The organism is Myxococcus sp. AB056, from assembly GCF_006547365.1.
GTDB lineage: Bacteria > Myxococcota > Myxococcia > Myxococcales > Myxococcaceae > Myxococcus > Myxococcus virescens.
On sequence record NZ_VHLB01000071.1, the window covers coordinates 33,698 to 45,215 of the forward strand.

The 11,518-nt window shown below is 69.3% G+C and carries 12 protein-coding genes; 8 read left to right on the forward strand and 4 right to left on the reverse strand.

The window, feature by feature from the left end:
- Positions 1-30: 30 nt before the first annotated feature.
- Positions 31-1,185: a triacylglycerol lipase gene (locus FMP39_RS26470; RefSeq protein ID WP_171445062.1), complete on the forward strand. Its 1,155-nt coding sequence runs from the start codon at positions 31-33 to the stop codon at positions 1,183-1,185.
- A 29-nt stretch (positions 1,186-1,214) separates the two neighbouring features.
- Here FMP39_RS26470 and FMP39_RS26475 read toward each other — a convergent pair whose 3' ends face one another.
- Both FMP39_RS26475 and FMP39_RS26480 read right to left on the reverse strand, forming a co-directional pair.
- On the reverse strand, positions 1,215-2,348 hold the full coding sequence (locus FMP39_RS26475; protein ID WP_141592946.1) for a ferrichrome ABC transporter substrate-binding protein: 1,134 nt from the start codon (positions 2,346-2,348) through the stop codon (positions 1,215-1,217).
- A gap of 88 nt (positions 2,349-2,436) precedes the next feature.
- On the reverse strand, positions 2,437-2,928 hold the full coding sequence (locus FMP39_RS26480; RefSeq protein ID WP_228558357.1) for a DUF4442 domain-containing protein: 492 nt from the start codon (positions 2,926-2,928) through the stop codon (positions 2,437-2,439).
- A 118-nt stretch (positions 2,929-3,046) separates the two neighbouring features.
- Here FMP39_RS26480 and dps point away from each other — a divergent pair, with 118 nt between their 5' ends.
- The 6 genes from dps (at position 3,047) to FMP39_RS26510 (ending at position 8,237) form a co-directional block, all read left to right on the forward strand.
- Positions 3,047-3,598: a DNA starvation/stationary phase protection protein Dps gene (gene dps / locus FMP39_RS26485; protein WP_090485546.1), complete on the forward strand. Its 552-nt coding sequence runs from the start codon at positions 3,047-3,049 to the stop codon at positions 3,596-3,598.
- Between the two features lie 123 nt (positions 3,599-3,721).
- Positions 3,722-4,564 (forward strand): SDR family oxidoreductase, encoded by an 843-nt coding sequence (locus FMP39_RS26490; protein WP_011550986.1) that lies wholly within the window; start codon positions 3,722-3,724, stop codon positions 4,562-4,564.
- Entirely contained in the window at positions 4,561-5,187 is a 627-nt protein-coding gene (locus tag FMP39_RS26495) for a glutathione S-transferase N-terminal domain-containing protein (RefSeq protein ID WP_141592948.1), read from the forward strand. Before FMP39_RS26490 ends, FMP39_RS26495 begins: the two co-directional genes overlap by 4 nt.
- A gap of 67 nt (positions 5,188-5,254) precedes the next feature.
- Positions 5,255-6,721 (forward strand): YdiU family protein, encoded by a 1,467-nt coding sequence (locus FMP39_RS26500; protein WP_141592949.1) that lies wholly within the window; start codon positions 5,255-5,257, stop codon positions 6,719-6,721.
- An 88-nt stretch (positions 6,722-6,809) separates the two neighbouring features.
- Positions 6,810-7,340 carry an inorganic diphosphatase gene (locus FMP39_RS26505; protein WP_141592950.1) on the forward strand — a complete coding sequence of 177 codons (531 nt, stop codon included), beginning with the start codon at positions 6,810-6,812 and terminating at the stop codon, positions 7,338-7,340.
- Positions 7,341-8,237 (forward strand): CHAD domain-containing protein, encoded by an 897-nt coding sequence (locus FMP39_RS26510; RefSeq protein WP_141592951.1) that lies wholly within the window; start codon positions 7,341-7,343, stop codon positions 8,235-8,237.
- Positions 8,238-8,320: 83 nt separating this feature from the next.
- Here the strand turns inward: FMP39_RS26510 and FMP39_RS26515 are convergent, their stop codons facing one another.
- Positions 8,321-9,013 carry a DUF2490 domain-containing protein gene (locus tag FMP39_RS26515; RefSeq protein WP_141592952.1) on the reverse strand — a complete coding sequence of 231 codons (693 nt, stop codon included), beginning with the start codon at positions 9,011-9,013 and terminating at the stop codon, positions 8,321-8,323.
- A gap of 155 nt (positions 9,014-9,168) precedes the next feature.
- Positions 9,169-10,002 carry a hypothetical protein gene (locus tag FMP39_RS26520; protein ID WP_141592953.1) on the reverse strand — a complete coding sequence of 278 codons (834 nt, stop codon included), beginning with the start codon at positions 10,000-10,002 and terminating at the stop codon, positions 9,169-9,171.
- Positions 10,003-10,169: 167 nt separating this feature from the next.
- Here FMP39_RS26520 and FMP39_RS26525 point away from each other — a divergent pair, with 167 nt between their 5' ends.
- Entirely contained in the window at positions 10,170-11,426 is a 1,257-nt protein-coding gene (locus FMP39_RS26525) for an Hsp70 family protein (RefSeq protein ID WP_141592954.1), read from the forward strand.
- Positions 11,427-11,518 lie beyond the last annotated feature (92 nt).

An 11,518-nucleotide genomic window follows, 5' to 3' on the forward strand; every position in this document is an offset into this window, starting at 1 on the left:
TCATGCGCCGCGTCAGATATGGTGCGGGCAATGCCAGGCAAGCATCGCGTCTACCTCGTCCCCGGTTTCTTCGGCTTCATCAACCTGGGCGAGCTCATCTACTTCGGCCACGCCCTGGACTATCTGAAGGACGAGCTGGCCCGCAGGCAGGTGGAGGCGGAGGTCATCATCGTCCTCTCCCACCCCACGGCCTCCATCCGCACGCGCACCGCGGACCTGCTCAAGGCCGTACAGGAGACGGCGTCCGGAGACGACGGCCCCATCCACCTCATCGGCCACTCGACGGGCGGGTTGGACTCGCGCCTGTTCGTCAGCCCCGGCGCGCAGGTGGCGGAGGGCGTGGACCTGGAGCCCTTCGCCAGGCGCGTGCGCACCGTGACGTCCGTGTCCACGCCGCACGCGGGCACGCCGCTGGCCACGTTCTTCATGGGCCTGTTCGGACAGCGCATCCTCAAGCTGCTGTCCCTCTTCACCGTCTACGTGCTGCGCTTCGGCAGGCTGCCCCTGCGCGTGGTGTTCCGCTTCGGCCACCTGCTGGCGCGGGCGGATGACCAGCTCGGGTGGAAGCCCACGCTGCTGGACCAGCTCTATGACCAGCTCCTGGGGGACTTCTCCTCGGAGCGCCGTGACGCGGTGTCGAAGTTCCTCAGCGACGTGGGCAACGACACCTCGCTGATTCCACAGCTCACGCCGGAGGGCATCGACCTGTTCAACGCCAGCACGCTGGACCGGCCCGGCGTGCGGTATGGCTCGGTGGTGACGCAGGCGCGCCCGCCGTCGCTGCGCACGCGCATGGCGGCGGGGCTGGACCCCTACGCGCAGCTCACGCACACCATCTACGCGCTGACGTACGGGCAGACGCAGCGGATGCCGCTCACCGCGCTGCCGCTGCACACGCCCGCGCAGACGGCGGCGCTGGTGCAGGCCTATGGCGCGATGCCTGGACCCACGGCATGTGACGGCATCGTCCCCACGCGCTCGCAGGTGTATGGCCGGGTGCTGGCCGCGGTGCGCGCGGACCACCTGGATGCGATTGGCCACTTCGACCAGCCCGCGCACCAACCACCGCACGTGGATTGGCTCATCTCCGGCTCCGGCTTCCGCAGGCCCCAGTTCGAGTCGACGTGGAAGAGCATCGTCGACTTCCTGCTGGAGGACGAGCGCCCTGTCTTCACGGGGTCGTGACGACCGCGAAGACCTCCACATCGGCACGGTCAGTAGACGCCCATCAGGTGAATCTGCACGCGCGGATTCCCAAGGTATTCCTCCAGCCGCCATCGGCTGCGCATGCCGTCATCACGAATGCCCAGGCCGCCTCCGGGCTTCGGCGCCTCCGCGCTGGCGAGCGCATCCCGGAGCTGGGACACGGCCCAGGAGTCGAATTTCGGGTCGCCGGAGCCTTCAATCACCTTGAGGTCGAGCAGCTTCCCGTCGCGCGCCTGCCAGACCTCGACGATGGCCGCGAGCGCGAGCACCGGCGTGGTGACATCCACCATGTACATGTTGGCCGCGCGCCCGGCCTCGACGGCCGCTTGCATGCGATTGCGCTGCTCCAACCGGTGGTCCCGGGGCTCGGCGGCGATGGGCGTGCCTGTCTTTCCGAAGCGCGCAATGGCATCCACCTGCTCGCGCTTCATTCGTGAGCCCAACACCTTCAGGTCCGGGGGTGGCGGGTTCACCAACTGCTTCGCGAAGCCTTCCCGCAACTTCGCGAAGTAGGGATGCGTGGCGCCGCTCGACGCGCGCGCCGTGGCCGCGGCGTCCTGGGCCCAGCCGTCCACACGCACCCGGGCCTCCTCGGCCTGCCGGGCCGCCAGCGCCTTCGGGTCGGGGCCTTCGCCAGGGCGGAGCGTCCGTCCCGTCGAAGGGGGGCCGCCGCCCAGCAGGCCGCCTCCCAGCAGGCCCTGTGGCTCCAGGTTGGGACGCTGCTGTGGGTGAGGAACGTCGCGAGGGACGTCTTGCGCCAGGGCTGGCGGTGGCTCGCTGGAGCCCGCTGGAGCGGCATCGGACGGAGGTTCCTCGGACGTGTTGGGGGGCTCCGTCGTGGTGGGGCGCGGACGCTCCACGTGACGAGGCGGGTCCTCCTTCTTCGGAGGCAGGCGCGGGGGGGCTTCGTCAGGAGGCGGCTGGCGGGGCTCCGGCGCTGGCGGCTCGGGGGGAGGCGTCACGTCCTGGTAGACGACCTCCATCTCGACGGCACGTGGTTCCACGCGGCGCTTGCGGTCGTTGGGCTCGCTGCCCGACAGCGCCACGAAGAGCGCGACGTGCAGGAGCCCCGACACCAGGAGCATGAAAAACGGTTGAGCGCGCCGCGACACAGCGGACAGCTTGCCTCGACGGGTCACCACAGTGAAGCAGCCCCTTTTGACGGGGCCGTCCCGAACTTCAGTGCCGTCGCCGCCTGGCCCCAGCGCAAGGGGGCAACCCGACGCCGCCTCAGGCCTTCTTCATCACCGCCAGGAAGCGGGCATCCGCGATGTGCGTGCCCTCGAAGTCCTCCAGGCGAACGGGAATCCACTCCTGGGCCTTGTCCCCCTTCTGCCGGAGCGCCGCGTCCAGGGTGTTGAACACCTCGGGAGACGGCTCGCAGATGGCGCGCACGCCGCCCTTCGCCTTCGCCTTGAAGGACACCTGGAGTTCGTTCACCAGCGCCAGGTAACGGCCGGGCGGGAAGCGGCGGAAGAGCCACACGCCCATGGTCAGCTCCATCACCGTCACCTGCACGCCCAGGTACACGCTGCCCACGTGGTTGCGCGTGCGCCGCTTCAGCGGCACGGACACCCGGGCCCGGGCATCCGATGCGTCCTCCACCCGGACGCCCATCACCGAGGACAGCGGGATGATGTTCTTCACCGCCACCGTCAGCAGCGCATTCGCCGCGCTGGGAGATACCTGGCGCAGCCGTTCCACGAGGTCGAGAGCAAGCATGGTCCGCCCATCATACCGACCGTGAGCCCGCCCGCCTGCCCCCCAGGCGCCACGCACGGGCTGGCATTCCCGGCAGGAATCCCCACCTTGGAATGACCTTCTGGAGGAACCGCGCACCATGAACTTTCCAAGCCATGTGAATCTCCCCACCGACGCACGTGAGGAGCTCATCGATTCGCTCAACACCCTGCTGGCCGACGCCATCGACCTGCATTGGCAAATCAAACAAGCGCACTGGAACATCCGCGGCCGGCACTTCTACAGCCGCCACGAGCTGTTCGACGACCTGGCCAAGCACGTCCGCAAGCAGGCCGACGAGTTCGCCGAGCGCGCGGGCACCCTGGGCGGCTACGCCGAGGGCACCATCCGGCTGGCGGCCAAGAACAGCGAGCTGCCCGAATATGACCTGAAGGCCGTGGACGGTGACGACCACCTCAAGGCCCTGGTGGACCGCTTCGCCCGCTACGGGGCCAGCATCCGCAACGGCATCCACCGCTCCGACGAGCTGAACGACCCCGTCACCTCCGACCTGCTCACCCAGACGCTGGGCGAGGTCGAACTGGACCTGTGGTTCCTGGAGAGCCACCTGCACGGCGAGCCCCGCGCGGGGGCGCGCCGCGGGGGGGACGTCCGGCCCCAGGACACCACCGCCAGCCCCTCCAACGCCTGAACGGAGCGTTGACCACCGGAAGGCCCCCGCGCGCCTGCTCAAGAGCAAGCGCGCGGGCGGGCTCCAGCGTATAGAAGGCGTCCTTTCGCGACGGAGGACGCCTTTTTGACTTCACAGACGCGCATGGATGGGAAGGTGTGCCTCATCACCGGGGCCACCGGCGGCATCGGCCTGGAGGCCGCCAAGGCGCTCGCGCGCATGGGCGCCACGGTGGTGCTGGTGGGCCGGGACGCGGGCCGCACCGAGGCGGCCGTGGCCGCCGTGAAGGAGGCCGCCCCCAGCGCCCAGGTGGACTGGCTCCGCGCCGACCTCGCCTCCCTGAAGTCCGTGCGGGAGCTGGCGCAGACCTTCCGCTCCCGCTACCCGCGCCTGGACGTGCTGCTCAACAACGCGGGGCTCATCATCGACCGGCGGCAGGTGACGGAGGACGGGCTGGAGGCCACCATGGCCACCAATCACTTCGCGCCCTTCCTCCTGACGAACCTGCTGCTGGACGTGATGAAGGCCACCGGCCCGGCCCGCATCATCAACGTCTCGTCCGATGCCCACGCCGCGGGCAAGCTCGACTTCGATGACCTGCAGAGCGAGCGCGGCTTCATCGGCTTCCGCGTGTACGGCACGTCGAAGCTGGCCAACATCCTGTTCACCCGCGCGCTGGCGAAGCGGCTGGAGGGTACGCAGGTGACGACCAACGCCCTGCACCCCGGCGTAGTGCGCACGGGCTTCGGTCACAACACCCAGGGCTTCTTCCGCCACCTCGTCAAGCTGGGCGCGGCGTTCATGATTTCGGCGGAGAAGGGAGCGCGGACGTCCGTGTATCTGGCGTCCTCGCCCGAAGTGGAGGCAGTGTCCGGGCAGTACTTCTACAAATGCCGTCCGAAGAAGCCGTCCTCCGCCGCGCGGAACGACGCGCTCGCGGAGCGGCTCTGGCAGGTGAGCGAGCAGCTCACGGGAGTCAAGGGATGATCGACCTCTACACGTTCGCGACGCCCAACGGGCAGAAGGTATCCATCGCCCTGGAGGAGCTGGGCCTCCAGTACAAGACGCACGTGGTGGACATCACCAAAGGCGAGCAGTTCAAGCCCGAGTTCCTGGACATCAACCCCAACAACAAGATTCCAGCCATCGTCGACCACGCGACGCAGGACCACCGTCCGCTCAAGGTCTTCGAGTCCGGCGCCATCCTCATCTACCTGGCGGAGAAGACGGGCCAGTTGCTGCCCTCCAACCCGCGCGGCCGGGCGGAAGTGATGGAGTGGCTGATGTTCCAGATGGGCGGCGTGGGCCCCATGTTCGGCCAGCTCAACCACTTCGCCCGCTTCGCCCCCAAGAAGGTCCCCTACGGCATCGAGCGCTATCACGCCGAGTCCCGGCGGCTCGTCGGCGTGCTCGACGGGAAGCTGGGCTCCGGGGATTACGTCGCGGGTCGCTACTCCATCGCGGACATCGCGCTGTATCCCTGGGTGGCCAGCACCCGCGCGTACTTCCCCGAGCTGTTCCGGGGGTCCAGCAACATCGTGCAGTGGCTCCACCGCGTGGGCAGCCGGCCCGCCGTGGAGCGCGGCATGAAGGTCCCCCAGCTCAAGTAGTCCCACGCAGCTTCCCCGAAGCGCGGTGGCTGGATGGCCGCCGCGCTTCCATGTGTTCTTCCCCGTCATGGCCACGCTCGAACAGCTCCGCTTCGACAACACCTATGCCCGCCTGCCCGCTGGGTTCGGCGCGCGCGTCCACCCCAGTCCCTTTCCTGACGCGAAGCTGGTGAGCGTCAACCCCGCCGCCTTGAAGCTCCTGGACCTGACGCCCGAGGAGGCGCAGCGGCCGGAGTTCGTCGCGGCGATGGGAGGCGCGAAGCCCCTGCCGGGAATGGAGCCCTTCGCCATGGTGTACGCGGGGCACCAGTTCGGCGTGTACGTGCCCCGGCTGGGCGACGGCCGCGCCCTGCTGCTAGGCGAGGTCCGCGACGCCGCCGGGGCGAAGTGGGACTTGCACCTCAAGGGCGGCGGGCCCACGCCCTTCTCGCGCGGAGGTGACGGACGCGCGGTGCTGCGCTCCACCATCCGCGAATACCTGTGCGGCGAGGCCATGCACGGCCTGGGCATCCCCACCACGCGCGGCCTGGGCATCCTCGGCAGCCAGGCCCCGGTGTACCGCGAGGCGGTGGAGACGGGCGCCATGCTGGTGCGCATGGCGCCCTCGCACGTGCGCTTCGGCACCTTCGAGTTCTTCCACTACACCGAGCAGACCGAGCACGTGGCCACGCTGGCCGACCACGTCATCACCGAGCACTTCCCCCACCTCGCGGGCCAGGAAGGCCGCTACCCGCGCTTCTACGCGGAGGTGGTGGAGCGCACGGCGCGGCTGATTGCGCAGTGGCAGGCGGTGGGCTTCGCGCACGGGGTGATGAACACGGACAACATGTCCATCCTGGGCCTCACGCTGGACTACGGGCCCTTCGGCTTCCTGGACGACTTCGAGCCGGGCTTCATCTGCAATCACTCCGACGACCGGGGCCGCTACGCATTCGACCAGCAGCCGCGCATCGGCCTGTGGAATCTCGCGTGTCTGGGCGAAGCGCTGCTCACGCTCATCTCGGAGGATGAGGCCCGCGCCGCGCTGGCCACCTACCAGCCCACCTACAACGCGCACTTCATGGACCGGATGCGCGCGAAGCTGGGCCTGCGGGAGACGCGCGACGAGGACCGCGAGCTGGTGAGCGACCTGTTCGCCCGCATGGCCGAAGCCCACGTGGACTACACGCGCTTCTTCCGCGCGCTGGGCCACTTCGCCTCGGCGAACGGCGCGGACACGCGTCCAGTACGTGACTTGTTCTCCGCCCCCGAGGGCTTCGATGCCTGGGCCGGGCGCTACCGGGCGCGGCTGGCCGCCGAGGGCAGCATGGACGCAGAGCGCCACGCGCGCATGACGCGGGTGAACCCGAAGTACGTGCTGCGCAACTGGGTGGCGCAGGAGGCCATCTCCCGCGCGGAGGCCGGGGACTTCTCGCTCGTGGACCGGCTGCTCGGCGTGCTGTCGGACCCGTTCGCCGAACACCCCGACGCGGAGTCCTACGCAGCGGCGCCTCCCGCCTGGGGCCGGCACCTGGCGGTGAGCTGCAGCTCCTGAGGCCGAGCCACGGACGAAGGTTGAAGAAGCGAAGATTCCGCCCAGCCACGGTTGCCGGAACACGCGGCAGGCGCAACCTTTGCTGTCTATGGTGACGGACCTCACCCGGTTGCCCCTGCGAGGGAAACAAGGCGCCTTTCACGTCATCGTCGAGTCTCCCCGAGGCTCCACGCTGAAGCTCAAGTACGACACGGCGCTCAAGGCCTTCAGCCTCTCACGGCCGCTTCCCAGGGGCCTGAGCTATCCCTTCGACTGGGGCTTCATCCCCTCCACCCAGGGGCCGGATGGGGACCCACTGGATGCGATGGTGTACTGGGACGACGCGAGCTTTCCCGGCGTGGTGCTGCCCTGCCGTGCGCTCGGCGTGCTCCAGGTGGAGCAGAACACGGGCGACGGCGGACGCGAGCGCAATGACCGCATCCTCGCCGTTCCCATCACCCCGTCCCGCGCCGGACACCTGACGGACTATCAGCAAGTGCCACAGCGCGAGCGAGAGGAGTTGGAGCACTTCTTCCTCGCCGCCGTGCGCTTCGAGGACAAGGACGCGCGCATCCTGGGCTGGGAGGGGCCGGAGGGTGTCGAGCGGATGCTCCGCCAACACGCACGCACGGAGGAATAGATGGCCCAACCCACGCCCATCCGAGGGCTCGGGCCCGACAGCCGCCTGGGAGACGCCGCGCGCCGCATCCTCGCGGGCCGGCTCGCGGACGTTCGCAAACCGGAGGCCGGCTTTCAGGACGCCGTGGATGACGAATCTGTCCATGACATGCGTGTGGCCACCCGGCGGCTTCGCGCCGCCCTCAAGGTGTTCCGCTCCCTGGGCGGTATGAAGAAGCTGGAGCGCGACGTGAAGCGCATCCAGGACGCGCTGGGGGGCGTTCGGGACGTGCACGTCCAGGCCGCATGGCTGGAGAGCGTGGCCCGGAAAGCGAGCAAGAAGCCCCAGGTGCGCGCCGGCATCCAGACCCTGCGCAAGAAGCGGCTGTCCGAGTTGGAGACGCACGAGACGCGCCTGCACGCGGAGCTGGAGCGCTGGGTGGACAGGACGGTGCCGCGGCTCTTGCGCAAGCTGGACGGGCTCAATGACGGGCACCGCTTCGCCGGCCGCCGCGTCCGGGGCGCGCTGCGCCAACGCCTCAAGCGCGTGCAGAAGCGAATCGACACGTACGTGGACGCGGCCGACGCGGCGTCCGCCCACGAGCTGCGCAAGGAGCTGAAGCGGCTGCGCTACGAGCTGGAAATCTTCCAGCCTGCCTTCCGCCGCACCCTGGACGCGCTGCTGGAGGTGCTCGTGCCGCTCCAGGACGGCCTGGGAGAGCTGCACGACGCCGACGTGCGCCTGGAGCTGTTCGAGCGGCTGGCCGCGGAGTCGGCGCCGCGCGAGCGCAAGTCCGCGCGGGCCCTGCTCCCCCTGGTCCGGGAGGAGCGAACGAAACGCGCGGCGGAGATTGCCCGCGAGGTCCAGCGGTGGCGCACGGAAGAGATTCCCAAGCGCTTGCGCCGCATGTTGACCTGAGTCCCTGTCAGCCGCCGCGCCTCACGGCTCCTGCGGGCCCCCAGGGCCCGGACAGTCTGTCTCATCATTCATCGCGCATTCCGTTACATGTAATTGAAGGGCATGGCGACGGAGAGCGTATGGATGAGCTGCTCGGTCTCCGCATAGGGCCTGCGCGTGAAGACGTTGAGGTAGCCCACCTCCACGGTGGAGTGGTCCCCGTACTTCCAGCCCGCACCCACGAACACGCGGTTCATGTCGAAGCCGGCGCTGGGGCCATTCGCCACCGAGCTGAGGTGGTAGAAGACCTCATCCCAGACAATCAAAGACAGCCGCCCCTCCGCGGCCACGGGGTGCGCACCGCGCAGCATGACGCGGCCCCGGTGGGAGACCTCCGTCGTGCCGGGCAGGAAGCGCTGCTCCAGACGGGCGCGGAGCGTGCCCCGGACCTGGCCGAACTTCGGCGTGTAGAGGAACTGCTGGAAGAGCCGGCTTTCGCCCTGACGCAAGGCCGGGTCGCCCTCCCAGCGCCACGATGGAAACCAGCCCTGCCCCAGCCACAGCGACATGTCCTGGGCCAACCGCACACCTCCCGCCGAGCGGAAGACGGCGCGGGCGTCGTCCTTGCCGAAGCGCGGCTGGGCTTCCAGATAATAGAGGAGGTGTTCCCCGATGCCCCCCTGCGCCGACACCGTGTACCAGAGCTGAGCTTCCGCGCGGACGGGACGGGCCTCCACGGAGTGGAAGGGGATGACGAGCAACAGACCGATGAGGGGAAGCCAATTCTCCGTGCGCATGATGCGAATGCCTAGAGCACGACATGCGCACTGGCTCAACTGGGCAAAGCGCGAGTGCGGTCTGACCGACGATGCCGCGGCCGCTTCGCACACCCCGAGGCCGGAATGGCGCGTCCGCCCTTCACCGTGGGGGAAGGACGGACGGTCCCTGTCGCCTACTGCGTGGGCTGCTGGGAGCCCGGGGTGGACTGGCCGCTCTCCGGCGCGGCCGGCGCCGTGGGCTGGACCTGGGAGGTCGCCTCGATGCGCACCGCCTGGGGCTCTCCGCTCTGCTCGTCGGTCCGGTACGAGGCCCGGACCTGACTGCCCTCCTGGATTTCCCCAGCGCTGGCCTGGCGCCCGTCCACCATGACCTGCGTCTGCGGTGACACCTGCAGGCGCAACTGCGGCTCGCCCTGTGAGCTGAGCAGCAGCTCGTCATCATTTGCGCGCAGCACCTCACCGACGATTTGCTGCTCCGAGCCCTGCTGAGCCTGGGCCCCCTGCTGCTGCTGCTGCGCCTGGGGCGCGGGCGCCGCGGCCACTGGCTGCTGGGTCTGCTGACGAAGCTGCTCGGACTGCTGACGAGCCTGCTGGTTCTGCTGCGCCAGCGCGTCGCTCTGCTGTCGCTGAGCCTGCTGTGCCTCCTGCTGGGCCTGCTGCGCCTCCTGCTGGGCTTGCTGCGTCTGCTGCTGGGCGCGCTGCTGGGTCTGCTGGGCCTGCTGCGAGGCCGACTGCGCCTTGGCCTGGGCCTCCTGGTACTCCCGCTGCTTGTTCTGGAGATCCTGCTGGGCGTCGGCGGCCTCTTTCTGCTGACTGCTCGCCTGCTCCTGAGCCTTGCGAGCTGAGTCAAAAGCGTTCTCCGAGCGCTGCTGGGCCTGCGCCACCTGGTCGTTCACCGTGGGCTGCCCGCTTGCCTGCCCTTGGGTCCCCCGGTCGCGTTCTTCACACGCCGTCCCCAGCGTCAGCGCCGCGGCGCCTGCCAACAACCATCCCGCGCGAAATCTCATTGGCTGCCTCCCGTCTCCATGCACGTCCCAGAGGAAAGATGGCGAGCGGCGTCCTCGCGCCAACCCGCATCCAATCCAGGCGTCCGCCCTCCTGGCCGCCCTCCTCCCACGGGTTGGTGCACGAAGCGCTACCCATGGATGGGGTTTAACGGTAAGGGGCGCCCCCCATGCGTGCGTGCGGACTCGATTTCGGAACCAGCAACACCGCCGCGGCCCTGCCTGACGGCACGGTGCTGTCCCTGCAACCCCATACCTCGGAGGCCCGTCTCTTCCGCTCCGTCCTCTTCTTCCCGGACGACGAGCAGGACATCTACGCCGGCGCCGACGCCATCCAGCGCTACCTGGAGGACAACACCGGACGCTTCATCCAGTCCGTGAAGTCCTTCCTCCACTCCAACTCCTTCCGCGCCACCCAGGTGAAGGGGCGCACCTACACCATCGAGGAGCTGGTGGCCGTGCTGCTGCGCCGCGTGCGGGACGCCGCCGCGAGCTCCATGGGTGGCGCGCCCGAAGCCGTCGTGCTCGGCCGGCCCGCCGTCTTCACGCCGGACCCGGAGGCGGATGCCCTGGCCCAGCAGCGCCTGCTGCGCGCCGCGGAGCTCGCCGGCTTCCAGCACGTCCAGTTCCTCATCGAGCCCATCGCCGCGGCGCTCGCCTATGAGGCGCAGCTCACGCGCGACGAGCTCGTGCTGGTGGCGGACTTCGGCGCCGGCACCACCGACCTCACGCTGATGCGCCTGGGCCCCAGCCGCCGCGGCAACCCGGACCGCCGCCAGGACGTGGTGGGCTCCACGGGCGTGCGCATCGGTGGTGACCGCTTCGACGCGGAAATCATGCGCCACAAGCTGCTGCCCCGCTTCGGCGCGGGCTCCACCTACCAGGTGCGCGGTTTCAGCGACAAGCGGCTGCCCATTCCCCAGCACATCATGGCCAAGCTGCTCACCTGGCACGAGATGTCCTTCATCCGGGAGAAGTCGACCCAGGAGCTGCTGGAGACCATGCTCAACACGAGCGACCGCAAGGCCGAAATCCAGGCCCTGTACGACCTCGTCATGGACAACCTGGGCTACCGCCTCTTCCGCGCCATTGAAGCGGCCAAGGTGCGCCTGTCCCAGGAAGACACGGCCACGGTGGACTTCGAGGAGGCCCGCATCACCCTCCACGAGCCCATCACCCGCGAGGAGTTCGAAACCTTCAGCCAGCCGCTGCTGGACGAGCTGGACGCGTGCACCGCGGGCCTGCTGGAGAAGCACGCGGAGGCGAAGGACATCGACGCGGTGTTCCTCACCGGCGGCTCGTCACAGATTCCCGCGGTGCGCCAGCTCTACATGCGCCGCTTCGGCGAGGGGCGCGTGCGCACCGCGGATGCCTTCACCTCCGTGGCCGAAGGGCTCGGGCGCGCGGCGGCGCACCTCTCCGTCTGAGCCGGACGCCCGGGGCGGGGCCTACGGGCCCACGTCCACGGTGCGGCTGAGCCACCCCACCCCGCCCCGGGCGTCCGGCTCAGACGGAGAGG

Bases quoted from the DNA above. Each gene is read 5' to 3' on its own strand.
- FMP39_RS26500 (WP_141592949.1), top strand. From the start codon at position 5,255: ATGGCCACGCTCGAACAGCTCCGCTTCGACAACACCTATGCCCGCCTG.
- FMP39_RS26470 (WP_171445062.1), top strand. From the start codon at position 31: ATGCCAGGCAAGCATCGCGTCTACCTCGTCCCCGGTTTCTTCGGCTTC.
- FMP39_RS26520 (WP_141592953.1), bottom strand. From the start codon at position 10,002: ATGAGATTTCGCGCGGGATGGTTGTTGGCAGGCGCCGCGGCGCTGACG.
- FMP39_RS26495 (WP_141592948.1), top strand. From the start codon at position 4,561: ATGATCGACCTCTACACGTTCGCGACGCCCAACGGGCAGAAGGTATCC.
- dps (WP_090485546.1), top strand. From the start codon at position 3,047: ATGAACTTTCCAAGCCATGTGAATCTCCCCACCGACGCACGTGAGGAG.
- FMP39_RS26510 (WP_141592951.1), top strand. From the start codon at position 7,341: ATGGCCCAACCCACGCCCATCCGAGGGCTCGGGCCCGACAGCCGCCTG.
- FMP39_RS26515 (WP_141592952.1), bottom strand. From the start codon at position 9,013: ATGCGCACGGAGAATTGGCTTCCCCTCATCGGTCTGTTGCTCGTCATC.
- FMP39_RS26480 (WP_228558357.1), bottom strand. From the start codon at position 2,928: ATGCTTGCTCTCGACCTCGTGGAACGGCTGCGCCAGGTATCTCCCAGC.
- FMP39_RS26505 (WP_141592950.1), top strand. From the start codon at position 6,810: ATGGTGACGGACCTCACCCGGTTGCCCCTGCGAGGGAAACAAGGCGCC.
- FMP39_RS26490 (WP_011550986.1), top strand. From the start codon at position 3,722: ATGGATGGGAAGGTGTGCCTCATCACCGGGGCCACCGGCGGCATCGGC.
- FMP39_RS26525 (WP_141592954.1), top strand. From the start codon at position 10,170: ATGCGTGCGTGCGGACTCGATTTCGGAACCAGCAACACCGCCGCGGCC.